This window comes from Legionella sp. PATHC032 (genome assembly GCF_026191185.1).
In the GTDB taxonomy this organism is placed as follows: domain Bacteria; phylum Pseudomonadota; class Gammaproteobacteria; order Legionellales; family Legionellaceae; genus Legionella.
Map to the genome: position 1 here is coordinate 539001 of NZ_JAPHOV010000001.1, position 17416 is coordinate 556416.

Consider the following 17416-nt stretch of genomic DNA (forward strand, 5'->3'; position numbering starts at 1 on the left):
TTTGCAAATTAATTTAGTAATTCTTCTCAAAGGCGATTAATTGTTGTTCCAGATTCCATTGCAATTTTGCTTTTTCGTTGTGCGCAATAAATTTTTGACAACTTTTGCTCCCAAGGTCACGGCACTCAGGAACTAATTCAGCTTTATCCGCATTAGCCCATAGGCTTTTCCCTGGTAAGAAGGAATAAGTTAATGTGTTTCTATTAATTTGTTTTAATTGTTGATAACTAAGGCCATGCGCTTTAGCCGCCTCTACATATTGTTGGGTTAAGTCCGTTCTTAGCACTCCTTCGTCATCAGTCGATAAAACGACGGGTACATTATGGGAAAGATAATAATTAAGAGGATGATTGGAGCCAGATATATTCAGAATTTTTAAATTACTAATCAGGTTTATTTCAACAGGTATGTGATGGTTAGCCATGTATTTTAAGGTATCTTCTGCATTGTTTTCATAGCCAATATCCACGCCGTGGCCAATTCTTTGGGCGTGTCCAATCAGCAGAGCATCGCGAATATGATGACTTAGATTTTCTGGTGTTACTGCCTGAGGAGATAATTCTCCAGCATGTAAGCTGATAGGAACATTCGGGTATGCTCGATGCAGATATTCAAAGATGGACATGTGCTTTTGGTAATCACGCAAAGAAATAATTCCATCTTCCGGTTGCACGAGGTTTACTCCGATTAAATTCCCCTTGGATTTCGATACAGCCTCAAAAGCGTTCAATGCTTGGGCAAAGACGTTATCAACAGGCTGCTCTCTGAGCACATAATAGAGGAATTTAATTTTTACATGGCAGGAATCGGAAGCAGGGTTCTCGTTGCAGCCTAACTCTTGAGATGCTTTGGTTAGAATTCGGTCACTTTCCAGAACAGTATTTTGTATATTGCTTTGGAAGTCTTTATTCGCTAATAACAAGCGTCTTTTTTGGTCATACGATGGAATATCCTTGATTAAATCTCCATAAGTTAATGACTGGGCATTGTCCGGGATTGTCATAATTTCCAAGTATTGTGCTTTTTGCTGCGCCGCACGTTGAACAATATCAGCAAGCAATTGCGGTTGATAATCAAAAACTATGGGCATGTATTTGATAAATCCATTGAAAAAATGATCGTGGCCAGATTCTTTGCCAGGTATAAAATCTTTCATAGACCAGTCTTTAATTATGTTGGAATAGAGTTCAGGGTTGTTAAAGACTTCTTTAACATTAACTCCCTCACAATGAGAAGAATCTTTACTTACGGCAAAGGTGTGTTTATCCAGGCAGTAGTTGCCATTTGCGGCAAGCGCCAGCATGGTCTCAGGATAGGCTCCTCCAGCTAAATGATAATGTAATTCGCCACCTTTGGGCATTGTTTTAAAAAAAGCATAAAGGGCACTGGAATCCTTTTTTATATTACTAAAATAGAAGTCAACACTGGCGTATGTTGGGCCCAAAAAAAAGAAACTGGTAAAAAATGCGAGTAACCTGGTAATGTTCATAACTTCACAGTGATCATTAATTGGGCAAGTATTATCTCATAATCTTGCACGATTCCCAACAGAATATCTGTTTTATCATGCAATCTATTATGATTTTCTTGGAAATGATAATGATTGTATTTTTTTATTATTCATTGCAGAATGTTTTTAAGGTTTAATACATGGAAGAAAAAATGCCCAATTTTTTTACAAGATCAGCGCCTTTGTCTTTTGTATTAGTAATCGCACTTATTTTTATAAATCTTTCCTATGCCTATGAATTTCAAACTGATTCAAAAAATAAGAATAAACTGGATGTTCACATAGGCATCTATGCCCCGTTTTCCAGTCATTCTGCTTTTATTGGAAGAAATATTCTGGCTGCAATGGAAATGGGTAGTGAACAGTTACAGCCCTCCAACATTCATTATTCCTTTTATACTCTGGATCAACCTTCTAAAAATAAGAATGCTGCTCTTGTGCTGCAAAAATTTATTAATACCCATCATATTAATGTATTGGTGACAGGTGGCAAAGAGGCAGGGTTAATAGCAAATCCTATAGCCAAGAAAAATAATTTGATTCATTTCAGTCTGACTAACGATCCTAAAATTGCAGACGGCAGGAATAATTTTATTGTCTGGAATCCAGTTTATGAACAGGCCAGGGTTTTGGTTAACGAATTAAAACGTCAGCAGGTTCATCACCTGGGAATTATTACGGCAAATCAACCTTCCTCAACCGTTTTGACACATAGTGTTATAAAAGAATTACAGGCTGATTCCCACATTGATGTGGCTGCCTCTGAGTTATTTGAACCTGGAAATAAGGATTTTTCAAGATTAACTAACAGAATTAAAAGGAAAAATGCAGATATGTATTTGGTAATGGCATCACCTGAGGATATTAAATTAATACAAGAACAAATGGAGGCAGATAAACAGCATGTGCCCATTACCAGTATAGTTGAGCGTGCTACTCCAGAAGTGGTAAAGGTATTTGAAGGTCAATGGTATGTTGATTCTCATGAGATGCAGCCTGATTTTATTAATGAATTTAAACAAAATTATTTAAATTATCCAGTAACTGAGGCAGGTTATGCGTTTGATTTATTTCAGCTTTTGAATAAAAGCATAGTGATGGCGATAAGAACACAAGGTTTTCCTACAAGCCAGGAAGTCGTTCATCAACTCCATGATATTGCTAATGGAAGAGGGGTAATGGGAACTATGGTTTTGGATGATAAGGGTTCTTTATTTACTAAATCTGAAGTGAAAACTGTGAAAAATGGCGAGATTCATACTGTTTAGGTAGAAAATAAAACCTGAAATCATCGATTCACAATGAACCGATGACTTCAGGCGGGATTGACTAATTGGTCATTACCTGTTAGCTAACGCCATTCCTTCCAATACGGTGAGCGCCGCATATAATTGATAATCCTCGTGTATTAAATCTCCTGTTTGAATTTGGTTATTTTTAGACTCAGTGTTTTCTGAATTGTCTTTGTTAATCAAGTGCCCATTCAGGTCCGCTTCAGTAAAACCAGCCAGAGTGTCTTTTTTGACGGCATTTTTAGGAACGTCTACTTCTTCTACAATGATGTCAGGAATTATTCCTTTGGCTTGAATGGAGACTCCTGATGGTGTGTAATAGAGTGCTGTGGTTAGTTTTATTCCGGTTTTGCCATCAAGCGGTAACACGGTTTGAACGGATCCTTTTCCAAAACTCTTTGTACCAAGGATTATAGCCCTTTTATTATCTTTTAATGCCCCGGCGACAATTTCTGAAGCAGAGGCGGAACCATTATTGATTAAGACAACGATAGGGGCATTGTCCAACACATCTCCTGGATTAGCTAGGGCTGTAAATTTAGAGCCAGGTAATCTGCCTTCTGTATAGACTATCATTTCTTGTTTACCTGTCTTGTCATTGCCAAGAAAAGCATCGGATACCTGGATAGCTGAATCAAGTAACCCTCCGGGGTTATTTCTTAAATCCAATACTAATCCTTTTAATTTGCCGCCTGCTTGTTGTTTTAATTGTTCGATTGCTTTAATCATGTCTTTACCAGTTAAAGCCTGGAATTGAGTCAATCGAATGTAACCATAACCTTCACTTAGCATTTTGCTTTTTACACTTTTTATTTGAATAACTTCGCGAATTAAGTCAAAAGTTAAAGGTTTGTTTACACCTTTTCTCAAGATAGTTAATTCTATAGTAGTACCAGGTTTACCGCGCATTAAATTAACAGCGTCTTTAAGAGAAAGGCCTTGAACTGACTCTTTACCCAGTTTGATAATATAATCGCCCGATTTGATCCCCGCTTTAAATGCTGGAGTGTCTACAAGGGGGGTGATTACCTTTACAACACCTTCTTCCATGGTCACTTCAATACCCAAACCACCAAATTCACCACTGGTTGATGTTTGCAACTCCTTGAATTCTTCTTCATTGAGATAACTGGAATGCGGATCAAGCCCGGTTAGCATCCCGCGAATTGCGTTATCAAATAATTCTTTATCATCAACTGGCTTGACATAGTATTTCTTTATTTCACCAATGGCATTAGAAAATCGTTGTACATCTTCCAACGGAATTCGTTTTGTATTAGTATAATTTGTATTGGTTTCTTCAGCCGAAAACGCGGTCAAAGGCAGCATCAGAGTTAGGGCATAAACCAATGCCAAAGTACTGGAAAATAGTTTCTTAATAACCATAGCGATCTCCTCAGATGCAAGGCCATGAAATTAGCCACCTGCGTATTTTTATTATGCAATTTAAATGCCAGCGGCTAAGCTTTAAGACAACCAGTCTAACGGATTGACCGCCTTTCCTCTTTGTCTTATCTCAAAGTATAGACCGTTTTGCTTAATTCCACCGGTATGGCCTACGCTTGCGATTTGCTCATTTTGTTGGACGATTTGTCCTTTGCGTTTGAAGAGAGATTGATTGTGTGCGTATAAAGTCATAAACCCTTGACCATGGTCAATAATCAGAAGCAAACCATAACCTTTTAACCAATCACTGAACACGACTTTCCCTGGGTAAACAGCAGTAACGATGGAGCCTTCATCGGCAAAAAATGTCACTCCTTGATTCATCCTACGTAACGATCTACCTGTGGTTTGGACAGGTAACGGCAATTTTTTGCGCATACCAGTGAACGGTTTGCCGTTTTGAATGACACTTTGTTGAGATAATGACTTCAAGAGATGAGATAAGTTGTCTCTATCTTTTTGAAAATCTTTTAATGATTGTTGATTATTTTGAATATCATTATCAATGGATTGAATCAGTGTACTATGGTATCTTTTATTTTGCTCTAATTGTTGTTGATTTTGTGATAACTTAAATTGCAGCTGCTTGTTTTCTGCAAGTTCATTCCCTAGCTTGGTTTTATTGTCGTTAAGAGTTTGTCGGGTTCGAGCAATTTCATCAATCAACTGCTGACGAGATCTTATTATATACTGATAATAAGTTAAAATTCGGTTGATCTTAAAAGGCTCATCTTGATTAATAAGCCATTTCAAAGGTTGATATTCCCCCATCTGATAACGTGCCCTGACATGATTTGCCAGCATTTCCTGTTGAGTCAGTAATCGTTCATTTAAGTGATTTATTTTTCCTTGCAGTTCGGCAATGCTTTTTTCTTTTGCGGACATATTAGCTTGTATGATTCTTAGCTTGCGTATTCCTTCTCCAATTTGTTTTTCTGTGCTGCCCAGTTCCTGGTTTAGTACAGTCCGTTTATCCTGTGCATTGGCTAAAACTTGCTTTAGTTTGTTAATCTTGGCATCTAACTGTTTTAGTTTGGCTTGTGTTTGAGTGATAGAATTTGGAGCAGTTTTTGCCTCAAGGCCATTACAAAAAAATAGAATGAGCACAAGTGCCAAACCAAGAGGGGTACTAGATAAATAGTTAGGTAGGCTAGGCATGCGCATGTTTTTTTTCCAGAAGGATACGACCAGTCATTTCCGAAGGTGGGGTTATCCCTAATAATGCAAGTAAAGAAGGCGCTATATCAATCAAACTTCCTTCAGAATGAGTGAAGTGCCAGCCTCCACCTACATAAAGAAAAGGAACCGGATCACTGGTGTGTGCTGTATGAGCTTGATTTGTGGCTTCATTAAACATTTCTTCGGCATTTCCATGATCAGCTGTGATCAATAATTTACCCCCATTGTTTTTCAGGGCTTGCCAAACCTGATGCATGCACTCATCAAGGCATTCTATAGCTTGAACAGTAGCCTCGAAATTTCCCGTGTGTCCCACCATGTCAGCATTGGCATAATTACAAATAATGACATTATAATCTCGGCTATTAATGGCGGTTATTAGAGTTTTAGTTAATTCATGTGCGCTCATTTCTGGTTGCAGATCATAAGTTGCCACTTGAGGAGAGGGGACCATAATGCGTTCTTCATTCGTAAAAATACTTTCACATCCGCCATTAAAGAAAAAAGTAACGTGAGCATATTTTTCAGTTTCAGCAATGCGTAATTGACTGAGACCATGAGAAGACAATACTTCGCCCAAGGTATTATTTAAAGGAACAGGTGGGAATGCAATCGTGGTCAATAAATTTTTATCATATTGGGTCATGGAGACAAAATAGGGTAACTTTGGCAGTACTTTTCTTTCAAACCCTTTAAACAAAGGATCAAGAAATGTAGAAGTTAACTGCCTTGCTCTGTCAGCACGAAAATTGAAAAACAGGACAGCATCACCATCTTGTATAGTATGCTCTTTTCCTATAAGAGTAGGTGGAACAAACTCATCAGAAATTTTATTTTTGTAATAGAAATGTATTGCGGTTTCTGCATCAGGAAACTGGTGTTCGCTTTTGCCTTGTGTTAATAAATTATAAACAGGCTCTACTCTCTCCCAACGTTTGTCTCTATCCATTGCATAATATCGGCCACAAATTGAATTAATGGTTGCAACAGGGTGTTTAGCCAGTTCTTTATTCAGGCATTTCAAGCTATCAAGAGCGCTTTGTGGTGGAGTATCTCGGCCATCAAGAAACAAATGCAGATGGACGGATCTGAATTTTTTTTGATTACAAAGGGCTAGTAAAGCAAACAAATGTTGTTCGTGACTGTGCACTCCGCCCGGAGAGAGCAACCCCATGATGTGAAGAGATTTTTCTGTTTTCTTTAATTGGTCAATTACTTCATGAAAAACGGCATTTTTAGCAAATTCGCCGTTATTTATTGCTTCATTAATGCGAGTAAAGTCTTGTTGTATTACTCGACCAGCACCAATATGCATGTGCCCAACTTCAGAATTACCCATTTGCTCATCAGGTAAACCAACAGGCACGCCGGAGGCTTTTAAAAGAATATGAGGGCAGGTTTGCCACCATTCATCCCATTGGGGGGTATTGGCTTTTGCAATAGCATTATGTCTATGATTTTCGTTATAGCCCCAGCCATCAAGAATCATGAGTACCAGGGGAGCATTATGAGACATGACCTAAATCCTAAATTGTACAATTAAAGGGCTAAAATGATAATTATACCTTCGCGGCAGTAAGAGGTATATAGTTTCTGTAAGAGTTCATTGTTATTAAATTTAGTAACAATCTTCTTTTTGTTCGCAGTGACCATAAGCATCGCATGACTGGATTGGCCGACACCCAGGATAATAAATGATGGGTACCGGAGTTGTAATAATTAAAGGAGGGGTAGTTGATTTATCACAGGATTTACAGTGATTAAAAGTAGCTCTTACATCATTGTCTTTGGGTAGATTTTTGGGATTTGGTCCTATCCCTAATGGATTCATCGCCATGGCATGGTTAACAAGAGCAGTTAAACTGATAAATAAAATAATTGCTTTCAGAATCAGGTTATTGGTATCCCTACTCATAATAAACTCCTTTTTAATTTTGTACCCCGTATTATGCGATAATAAGAGTATAGTTGCTTGTTATGGTTTTGCTCCTATACCAAAGGATTATCTTGCAATTCTTCTGGTACATACTGAGACAAATATTTGCTTAAACTCAATTGCACAGTTGAGGTTATGCCATATTGTGTTTTTAACAATAATAAAGTACTCCAGCCCCACCAACTATTTGTCCAATGCCTGTCATAAGGATTTGCCAAATTGGTTCTTCTTAACAACTGTTTGTTTTCTTCATCCCAATAGAACATAGGAGCAATATCCATGTTATTTTCATCATTTAATTTTGTGATGTGTGGAATCATGTCTTCTATTTGATTTTTTTCTGGTAGAACTCCTGAGTAATAGGTTTCAAATATTTCATCAGCGGAAGTTTGCAAGGTTTTTAAGAGCATTTGCTGGTTGGTTTGATTAAAGGGATTAAAGTAGGAGTAATCGCCATAAACTAACCATTGCTCTCCCATATTATTAGTCACATGAATTCCATACTTGTTTTCTTCATTATGCATATAATTGGCTAACAACGCACCAAGGACTGTTGGTGTGATAATGGCTGATAATTCTTCTCTGGGAGTTCGCAAATGGCCGGCAGCAAAGTGATCAGATAAATAGTGGCAGGCAAAAGCATCCATTGCATAGGCGATTTCCAAATCAGAGCGTTTTCCTGTTCGTTTTGCTTTTAATGCCTGTTGCAGTGCGACATGGTGCCCACTTTTATAGGCTATTAGATTATTGGGTGTAAAGTGATCATAGTTTTCCATGGCTAATTTTAGATATCTGCCAGGATTTAACCACCAGGTCAGACTATTACAACCACCCCCGGTGATGCAGTTGATTTGACGACCAACTTCATTCCCAATTCGTTTATAAATGTCTTCAGCAGTTTCTCCTTTTGCAATTCCTGATTCGACTTCACGCATTTCTGCTCTGATAACGGAATTAAGATCTTCTACCTCACTAACTGCAATAACATTCCTGGCAAAACTGTTGAAAACCTCTTTAAAACGAGTTTGTTTTTCCAGTTTTGTCAAGCCATGACTAATTGGTTTTCCTACAATTCCATATAGATCACCAAGGCTCATGATATCGCCAGCTGTTAATGCCAATCCATTTTTTAAATGTAATACAACACCAGATTGGGGAACCTCATCCATGTCAAATCGTAATTTGATTTGTTGCCCCATGGACCAGTGCTCGGACAAAGCAAAACTACCATTCGATTCACCGTAAGTTATAGAGGAAAAAGCCAACAAGCTCATGCTCATCGCGAATAATCGGGGCTTGACGAATCGATTGATAGATTTTTTCATTATGTCCTCATCAACAGGGATTGATTATTGGTTTTAGTGACAAATAGCGTATTGTATAACATTTGGGTTGAAATATTGATGCATGGATTCGTCTCGAGATAATGCAAAGAGATGAATGGAGTCTGTACAAATAACCATAGCCAAAAACGATGTAGGGTGCTATAGGTCATTGGAATTATCTCCTTTCTGGATATTCATGATGAAAAGTGACAACTCGTTACGAATTTTTATTCAGGTTTAATAATGAGGTGTTTCATAAACAAGGTCAATTGATTTCTTAATGAGTACTTAAATTTTTGTCTTAAAGAGGTTAGACTATGCATCATTTTGATTAGTCGGATAAGTTGTTTTGAATCATAAGTTACCTCAACATATTGCCGTTGTCATGGATGGAAACGGGCGTTGGGCTGAAAGCCGCGGTTTGCCCCGCGTAGAGGGACACAAAGCGGGCCTTGAGTCAGTTAAAAAGATTATCAATTGTTGTTTGGAAAAAAACATTTCCTGCTTGAGTCTGTTTGCATTCAGCTCTGAAAATTGGTCAAGACCAGTGACAGAAGTCAATTTTCTTATGGAGTTGTTTTTGGAGGCCTTGCGCAAAGAGATAGACGATTTAAACCAGCATGGAATACGGTTAAAGTTTACTGGTGATAGAGAACCTTTGTCTCAAGTATTACAAAAACAAATGTGTGATGCAGAAGCTCGTACCAAGAATAATCAACAATTAATTCTAAATGTTGTTGTGAATTATGGTGGGAAATGGGATATAGTGACGGCGGCTAGAAAATTAGTACGCACTGTTTTGGATGGGAAGTTGGCATGTGATGAAATCAATGAGGCGGTATTCGCTCAATTTCTAGATACAAATGGTATGCCAGAACCCGATTTGTTTATTCGAACTAGCGGTGAATTGAGAATAAGTAATTTTTTTCTTTGGCAGTTAGCTTATACTGAACTGTATTTTACTGATGTTCATTGGCCTGATTTTAATGAGCATGAGTTTGAATTGGCATTAACTTCTTTTGCCAAGAGGGCAAGAAGGTTTGGGCAAATTTCACAATCTGAATAAAGGTAAGACCATGTTTATGCAACGATTGATCACCACATTAATATTAGCGCCCTTGGTTTTGCTTGCTATTTTTTATGCTCCTTCCTGGATTTTATGGGGTGTTGTACTTGTTATACTCCTGCTTGCAGGAATAGAATGTTTTAAATTGATTCCTGTTGACAATTTAGCTGTACAAGCTTGTTTTTTGATATTTTTATTGATGTGCTTTTGGGCAGGTGGCTATTTATATCCCTATTGGTTAAGTGTGGGCTTATTGGTATGGTTATTAAATGGGTTAGCAATTCTTACCTATCCGCGCTCACAAAATTATTGGGGTTATCCAATCATTGTTGCAATAGCTTCTTTGATATTATTACCTTTATTTACTCAGAGCCTTATTCAAGTTTTTTCTTTACAACAAGGAAAGGAATTACTTGTCTATTTACTTTTTTTAATTTGGGCTTCTGATATTGGTGCTTATCTCACTGGAAAACAATGGGGAAAACATAAATTAATCCCTAAAGTTAGTCCGGGTAAATCTTGGGAAGGTGTTACAGGTGGCCTTATTTTGGCCATGATAGTCGCGACTTTTGGCTATTATTATTTTATGCCTTACTCAATTTCTATATGGTTTGGTTTAGCATTGTCTACTGTAATTATTTCAATTTTTGGTGATTTGTTCATCAGTATATTAAAACGACGTTGTCAATTAAAAGATACTGGAAATATTATTCCAGGTCATGGGGGCATATTAGATCGACTGGACAGTCTAATTGCTGCGTTACCATGGTTTTACTTTGGATTAACCTACATACCACTGGGAATTTAATTTTCTGGTCGTATCAACCTTTGGATAGCGATATGCTTTCAACGTTGCTGTACTTTTTATTAGCATTGGTATTGTTAGTCACCATACATGAATATGGTCATTTTCAAGTGGCGCGTTGGTGTGGTGTGAAAGTGTTAAGATTTTCATTTGGTTTCGGAAAAATTCTTGCACGTTTTTATGATAAGAAAGGAACAGAATATGCTTGGTCTTTGTTTCCTTTGGGTGGCTATGTCAAAATGCTTGATGAAACGGAAGGAGAAGTTTCTGAGAAAGAAAAGCCTTTTGCATTCAATAATCAATCTGTTCTTGTCAGGATAGCTATTGTAGTAGCAGGTCCTTTATTCAATTTTATTTTTGCATTTGTAGCATTGTGGTTAGTTTTGGTTATCGGTATGCACTCTTTGGCACCGATGATTGAGTCAGTAAAACCCAATAGTATCGCCGCACGAGCTGGTCTAGGCCCCAAGCAGGAAATTATTGATCTTAATGGAGTCAAAATTAATAGTTGGCGAGATTTTCAATATGAAATAATGCCTCTTATCGGTTCCCAGGAAACAGTGAGCTTGACCGTAAAATCTATGATAAATGGCGAAGAAAGCACGTTGTTGTTACCTTTGGATAAGTGGGAGTTGGATGATAAAAAGCCTGATCCTATTAAAAGCTTGGGGATTGTTCCATTTATACCCACTATTCCCCCCATAGTCGGAGAAGTGGTTCCAGATTCCCCTGCTGAAAAAGCAGGCCTAAAAATAGGGGATGAAATCATTAGTGTTAATGGCCAGCATTTCAACGATTGGTTGTATTTGGTCAGCTATGTAAGGGAAAGACCCAATTCTCAAATCGATTTGGATATTAAAAGACAAGGTAAATTGCTGAAGATAATAGTGCACACTGGAAGTCAGGACAATAATGGAAAATTAGAAGGGTTAATTGGAGTTAGATCTCAGAAAGTAGATTGGCCTGCCCATTGGCTACGACTGGAACAACAGCCGCCAATTTCAGCACTTGGCACGGCTTTTAAGCAAACAATACAACTCACAGGCACAACCTTTGTCTTAATGGGAAGATTAGTGACCGGAAAATTGGGATTAAATAGTATTAGTGGCCCTGTCGGCATAGCACAGGGAGCTGGTGATTCCGGACGCGGAGGATTGGTATCCTATTTATTTTTCTTGGCCTTAGTAAGCATTAGCCTGGGAGCTCTTAATTTATTACCAATCCCTATGCTGGATGGCGGTCATCTTTTGTATTATGTCTTGGAAATCATAAGAAGAAAGCCATTATCGGATGGAGTTAAATCTGTCGGAATCTATTTTGGATTATTATTGCTGGTTGCCTTAATGTTTGTTGCTCTTAGTAATGATATATCAAGATTAACCAGTTAGGATTTGACGAGGGTAATTCTAATTTCTGTATGATTAATGAATGAAATGATGTTTTAGCGATAAAGAAACTTGACAGTAGTTTCTAGTTCCTATAAAAGGGTTTCAATTTTTTGTACAATTGAATGGTTTTTAATTTCATAAGTGCGCGTAGTACTGGACGTAAAATAATAATGAAAAAAGTCAGTAATAAATTTATATTAGGTGTTTGTTGTTCTACTCTTTTAGCTTGGTCATCCCAATCCTTTTCCTCTGATACCTTTATTGTCAAAGGGATTAGAGTTAACGGATTACAAAGGGTTTCGACAGGTACGGTATTAAACTATATGCCTGTGCAAGTTGGTGAGGAAATCAGTTCCAATTCAACAGCTCAAATTATCCGCGCCCTCTATGAGACCGGATTTTTCCAGTCTGTTTCGCTTGAACGTCAAGGAAATGTGTTAGTGGTCAATGTGGTAGAACGAGCAACCATTGGCTCTATTACAGTTGTAGGAAATAAGGAAATACCCTCTGATAAAATGAAAGCTTTTCTTAAAGAAATGGGGTTGGTCAAAGGCAGAGTGTTTCAAAGATCTTCACTGGAGCGTTTGGAGAAGGAGCTGAAACAAGCCTACACAGCCAGAGGAAAATATAATTCTCGCATTGAAACTAAAGTAACTCCTCTGACTGAAAATAGAGTAGCCATTAGTATTACTGTATCAGAAGGTCGAGTTTCACGGATTAAAGAAATAAAAATAATTGGTAACCATGATTTCAAAGCAAATGAGCTATTGCCTGAATTGACGTTAAGCACAAGCAATCTGTTTACTTATTTTACTAAAAAAGATCAATACTCCAAAGCAGGAATGGATGCCTCTTTAGAGGCATTACGTTCATTTTATTTAGATAGAGGATATTTGAAGTTTAATGTTGTATCTTCGCAGGTTTTGCTATCGCCTGATAAAAAAGATGTCTATATCAACATTCATATAGAAGAAGGACCCCAGTATCATTTTTCAGGTTATGATGTGGTTGGAAAAACGATATTACCTAAAGAAAAAATTGATTCACTGATACAAGTTAAGAAAGGAGATATTTTTTCTCGTAAGAAAGTTACTGAATCCATCTCTGCAATAGGGCTAGCTTTAGGAGATGTAGGATACGGTTTTCCTGCGATTAATGCTGAACCTCGAATAGATGAAAATAATAAAACAGTATTTATTACTTTTGTAGTGCAGCCAGGCCGTCATGTTTATGTGAGACGTATTAATTTTCATGGTAATACGAAAACAGGAGATTATGTTCTGCGTAATGTGATTCGTCAGGATGAGGGAGGGTTACTGTCTTTACATAACATCAAGGAATCTGAGCGCCAGTTACGAATGCTGGGTTATCTAAAAAACATTGATGTTAAAACGACACCTGTTCCGGGAACTAACAATCAGGTCGATCTGGATGTTAATGTGGAAGAAGCTCCTTCAGCAGAAGCAAGCGCATCCATGGGATATGGTACAAACGGTTATCAATTTAATGCATCCGTTAACCAACGTAATTTTATGGGAAGTGGGCGTTCCATGGGGGCTGCTTTCAATGCAAGTCAATGGGGACAAGATTATTCTTTTAACTATTATAATCCATTCTATACCGATACCGGGGTAGGTCGGGGAGGAAGCTTATATTATTCAAGGATCGATCCTAAAAATTTGAATGTCAGTACATACAGTTCTAATCGCTATGGTGGCGATATCAGTTATAACTTCCCGTTAGGTGAAAAAAGCAGTTTTCAATTGGGGTATGGTTATCAAGATATCAATATCAAATCAGTAGGTTACGTACTCCCCATAATCAATTTTGTTGCTTTAAACGGTAATCATTTCCAGGAAATACGGCTGACATCCGGTTGGAGTAGAAACAGCTATGATCAAATGCCCTACCCTAACCAGGGATTTAATCAACAAGCCATTGCCATGGTTGCTTTGCCAGCGACATCACAATCTCTCTCCTACTACAAGAGCTCTTATCAGGCGCATTTATATTATCCTCTAACCCGCGGCTGGATTTTTTCTGTCTTGGGTAATGTGGGGTACGGAAATACTTTTGATAATTTCGGATTACCTTTTTTTGAAAACTACTATGCCGGTGGTCCAGTTCAACCAGGCCAAGTAAGAGGATATGACAGTTATTCTCTAGGTCCGCAAGATAATTTTGGAAATGCAATGGGTGCGAATTTCCTTGTGAATGGAAGTGTTGGCCTGATACTACCATACCCATTGAGTCGAGATAATGTAAGAACAACTATTTTTGCTGATGCAGGTAATGTTTTTGCTTCTGGGACACCCCCTGCTTTACGCGGAACTCCTGCAGGTCCGATGCGTTATTCAGCTGGTGTGTCATTAGAATGGCGTTCACCTTTTGGTCCATTATCCTTTAGCTTGGCCAAGGCATTGAATCCACAGCCATTGGATCAGACACAACTCTTCCAATTTGCTCTTTCTTCGGGCTTTTAGAGATGTTATGGATTGGAATAAGCAGATTTTTTAGTATTTTAAAAACTAGTGCTGTACATATCGCAACCTTTTTCGAATTGTGCTAGCATTTCAAACTTTAAATTAGGAGATCATTATGAAACGTCTGGGTGCGGTGCTAGTCGCATTATTTTTGGGTTTGTTCGGCACGACTGTGTTTGCTGATTGGGCAAAGATAGGCGTGGTTGATTTACAAAAAATCATGCAAACTTCAAATCAAATGAAAGAAATCCAACAGAAGTTGGAAAAAGAATTTAAGCCTCGTCGAGACAAGCTTGTTGCAATGGAAGCAAGCTTGAAAAGCGACATGGAAAAATTCAAGCGTGATAGTGCTATAATGAGCGCGAGCCAAAAGAAAGAATTGGAAAAGAAAATTGTTGCATCACAACAACAGTTTGAACGTGATGGACAACAATATCAGCAAGAATTAAGTACAGCTCATAATGAAGCTATGGAAGGTTTGTATAATAAGGTCCGTACTGCCATTACCAAAATTGCCAAAGATGAGAAGTACGATATTATTGTTCAGAAAGATGCAGCGCCTTTCAGTAGCGAATCTCTTGATGTAACAGATAAAGTTATTAAAGCAATTAATTAATTCGGCGGATGCGTTGCTAACCTTAGAGGAACTGGCAAAACATTTAAATGGCGTTTGGCATGGCAATGCCAATCACGCCATTTTTAGCGTATCCTCATTGGCTCGCGCTTCATCTAAAGATCTTGCGTATTTTGTTAATCCTTTATTGCGACCTGTCTTAAACTCTACCAGAGCAGGTGCCGTTTTATTAAAATCCGAGTACAAAGACTGGTGTCCTGTAAACTGTGTTGTAGTCTCCAATCCGTCAGAAGCAATGTTTAAAGCAGCAAAGCTCTTGCCTCAACCTGGCGTCAATGTTTGTGGAATTCATCCTACAGCTCAAATTCACAAATCTGCTCAATTAGGTCAACACGTATCAGTTGGCGCTAACAGCGTGATTGGTGAAAATGTACAAATAGATGATAACGTGACCATTGGTCCGAATACGGCCATTGAGTCTTCTGTGCTGATTGGTAGAGGGAGTCAGCTGGGTGCTGGAGCAATAATTCATTCTGGTACAGTTTTAGGCCAATCTGTGATGATTGGTTCTGGGTGTATTGTTGGTGCTGCCCCATTTAATTGCTACAAGGAACATGGTGTTTGGCAACAAGGGCCAATTTTGGGTGGAGTTGTAATTGGTCAAAGAACTCAAATCGGTGCAAATACAGTAATTCACAGAGGCTCCATTGGCGATACTTATCTGGGCGATGGAGTTTGTATAGACAGTTTAGTGCTCATCGCTCATGATGTGTATGTAGGGAATAATACTGCTATCGCAGGTTGTGCCGCAATTGGCGCTCTTGTGCAAATAGGAATGGATTGCATCATAGGAGGAGCAAGTTGCCTTGCAGCAAATATTCGTCTGACCAATGATGTAGTGATAACCGGGATGTCTACTGTGACAAAATCTATCATGCGTTCGGGAATTTATTCTTCGGGAACGACAGTTCACGATCATCGCAAGTGGCGTCGTAATACAGCGCGGTTCAGGCATTTGGATGACTACATTACAAAGCTGATAACAATAGAAAAAAAATTGAATAATAACAACTAAGTATGTTTTAACAATCTGAAGTAACATTATTTTTGAAATTTTTAATTGATTAGAATGAGCTAAACCAAGATAATGAGCCATTTTGTAATGCAATAGGCGATTAATGAGAACTAGGGTATGAACGAATCGATAGATATAAATCAAATTTTTACTTTGTTACCACACCGCTATCCATTTATTCTGGTTGATAGAGTGATAGATTACAAAGTCATGGAATATTTGATCGCAATTAAGAATGTGACTATTAATGAGAACTTCTTTACTGGGCATTTTCCAGGAAATCCTATTATGCCTGGAGTGCTAATGCTTGAGGCTTTAGCCCAGGCTTGTGCCATTTTAGCCAGTTTGTCTCGTCAACCCAAAGAAGGGCACGAGTTTCTGCATTATTTTGCCGGTATTGACAATGCTCGCTTCAAGCAAGTAGTAACTCCTGGGGATCAATTGCGATTAGAGGTGAGATTGGCTGGACAAAAAAGAGATTTTTGGCGTATGCACGGAGAAGCTTATATTGGAGACAAATTGGCTTGTTCCGCAGACTTATTAAGCGCAGCAAAGGAAATTAAAAAGTGATAGATGAAAGAGCAATGATTCACCCATCGGCGAAGCTGGCAAGTGGAGTGTCAATAGGCCCTGGAACAGTGATAGGCGCTGATGTTGAGATTGGTGAAAATACTTGGATAGGGCCGCATGTGGTAGTTGAAGGACCTACTGTAATTGGTAAAAACAATAAGATCTTTCAATTTGCCTCCGTAGGAGATGAGCCGCAAGATATCACTTACAAGGGTGAGCCAACTCGTCTTGAAATTGGTGATAATAATGTAATTAGAGAATATTGCATGATTAGCCGGGGTACTGTCAAAGGAGGGGGTGTTACTCGTATTGGGAATAGTAATTACTTAATGGCTTATTCACATATTGGCCATGATTGCATGGTAGGTAATCATATCATTATGGTGAATTATGCAGCCTTATCAGGTCATGTAACAATTAATGATTACGCAATTATCGGTCCTTATGCTGCAGTTCACCAATTTTGTCAGGTGGGAGCTTACGCTTTTATAGCTCGAGCTACTTATGTTACTAAAGATGTATTACCCTATGTCATGATTGCAGGTCATACCACCTCTGCTTGTGGAATCAATACGGTTGGTTTAAGAAGGCGGGGTTTTTCTTCCGCAGCTATTGATTGTTTGCGCCGTGCATATAAAATTATCTTCCGAAAAGGATTAACAGTTCAACAGGCAGTTTCAGAATTAGAGCTGATTCAAAATGAGTGTCCTGAAATTATCCCTATGATTGATGCTTTGAATCAGTCCACCAGAGGCATTGTGAGGTAA

Annotated in this window: 15 protein-coding genes; 9 read left to right on the forward strand and 6 right to left on the reverse strand. The window is 38.3% G+C overall.

Annotated elements, in window-relative coordinates; all coding sequences use genetic code 11:
* Positions 1-13: 13 nt before the first annotated feature.
* The gene (locus OQJ02_RS02505; RefSeq protein ID WP_265717727.1) at positions 14-1489 is read right to left on the reverse strand and encodes an adenosine deaminase family protein; all 1476 of its coding nucleotides are present in this window, start codon (positions 1487-1489) and stop codon (positions 14-16) included.
* Positions 1490-1650: 161 nt separating this feature from the next.
* On the opposite strand from OQJ02_RS02505, the gene OQJ02_RS02510 reads away from it, so the two are divergent.
* Complete coding sequence (locus OQJ02_RS02510; RefSeq protein WP_265717728.1) at positions 1651-2778, forward strand: ABC transporter substrate-binding protein; 1128 nt, start codon at positions 1651-1653, stop codon at positions 2776-2778.
* 72 nt (positions 2779-2850) lie between these two features.
* On the opposite strand, the gene OQJ02_RS02515 is transcribed toward OQJ02_RS02510, so the two are convergent.
* The 5 genes from OQJ02_RS02515 to OQJ02_RS02535 all read right to left on the reverse strand — a co-directional run bounded on the left by OQJ02_RS02515 (position 2851) and on the right by OQJ02_RS02535 (position 8688).
* Entirely contained in the window at positions 2851-4188 is a 1338-nt protein-coding gene (locus OQJ02_RS02515; protein WP_265717729.1) for a S41 family peptidase, read from the reverse strand.
* Positions 4189-4269: 81 nt separating this feature from the next.
* Complete coding sequence (locus tag OQJ02_RS02520; protein ID WP_265717730.1) at positions 4270-5412, reverse strand: murein hydrolase activator EnvC family protein; 1143 nt, start codon at positions 5410-5412, stop codon at positions 4270-4272.
* Positions 5399-6943 carry a 2,3-bisphosphoglycerate-independent phosphoglycerate mutase gene (gpmI, locus tag OQJ02_RS02525; RefSeq protein ID WP_265717731.1) on the reverse strand — a complete coding sequence of 515 codons (1545 nt, stop codon included), beginning with the start codon at positions 6941-6943 and terminating at the stop codon, positions 5399-5401. The genes OQJ02_RS02520 and gpmI overlap by 14 nt, the downstream gene beginning before the upstream one ends.
* A gap of 102 nt (positions 6944-7045) precedes the next feature.
* On the reverse strand, positions 7046-7342 hold the full coding sequence (locus OQJ02_RS02530) for a hypothetical protein (RefSeq protein ID WP_265717732.1): 297 nt from the start codon (positions 7340-7342) through the stop codon (positions 7046-7048).
* A 74-nt stretch (positions 7343-7416) separates the two neighbouring features.
* A complete protein-coding gene (locus tag OQJ02_RS02535) occupies positions 7417-8688 on the reverse strand; it encodes a phospholipase (RefSeq protein ID WP_265717733.1) in 1272 nt (423 codons plus the stop codon).
* A gap of 349 nt (positions 8689-9037) precedes the next feature.
* On the opposite strand from OQJ02_RS02535, the gene OQJ02_RS02540 reads away from it, so the two are divergent.
* The 8 genes from OQJ02_RS02540 to lpxA all read left to right on the forward strand — a co-directional run bounded on the left by OQJ02_RS02540 (position 9038) and on the right by lpxA (position 17416).
* A complete protein-coding gene (locus OQJ02_RS02540; protein ID WP_265717734.1) occupies positions 9038-9754 on the forward strand; it encodes an isoprenyl transferase in 717 nt (238 codons plus the stop codon).
* A 10-nt stretch (positions 9755-9764) separates the two neighbouring features.
* Complete coding sequence (locus OQJ02_RS02545) at positions 9765-10562, forward strand: phosphatidate cytidylyltransferase (protein ID WP_265717735.1); 798 nt, start codon at positions 9765-9767, stop codon at positions 10560-10562.
* Positions 10563-10594: 32 nt separating this feature from the next.
* Positions 10595-11947 carry an RIP metalloprotease RseP gene (gene rseP / locus OQJ02_RS02550; RefSeq protein ID WP_265717736.1) on the forward strand — a complete coding sequence of 451 codons (1353 nt, stop codon included), beginning with the start codon at positions 10595-10597 and terminating at the stop codon, positions 11945-11947.
* Between the two features lie 170 nt (positions 11948-12117).
* Positions 12118-14430 (forward strand): outer membrane protein assembly factor BamA, encoded by a 2313-nt coding sequence (gene bamA / locus OQJ02_RS02555; protein WP_265717737.1) that lies wholly within the window; start codon positions 12118-12120, stop codon positions 14428-14430.
* Between the two features lie 115 nt (positions 14431-14545).
* Positions 14546-15046 carry an OmpH family outer membrane protein gene (locus OQJ02_RS02560; RefSeq protein WP_010946255.1) on the forward strand — a complete coding sequence of 167 codons (501 nt, stop codon included), beginning with the start codon at positions 14546-14548 and terminating at the stop codon, positions 15044-15046.
* Positions 15047-15059: 13 nt separating this feature from the next.
* Positions 15060-16079 (forward strand): UDP-3-O-(3-hydroxymyristoyl)glucosamine N-acyltransferase, encoded by a 1020-nt coding sequence (lpxD, locus tag OQJ02_RS02565; protein WP_265717738.1) that lies wholly within the window; start codon positions 15060-15062, stop codon positions 16077-16079.
* A 117-nt stretch (positions 16080-16196) separates the two neighbouring features.
* A complete protein-coding gene (gene fabZ / locus OQJ02_RS02570; protein WP_010946258.1) occupies positions 16197-16649 on the forward strand; it encodes a 3-hydroxyacyl-ACP dehydratase FabZ in 453 nt (150 codons plus the stop codon).
* Positions 16646-17416, forward strand: a complete 771-nt coding sequence (gene lpxA, locus OQJ02_RS02575; protein WP_265717739.1) for an acyl-ACP--UDP-N-acetylglucosamine O-acyltransferase — start codon at positions 16646-16648, stop codon at positions 17414-17416. Before fabZ ends, lpxA begins: the two co-directional genes overlap by 4 nt.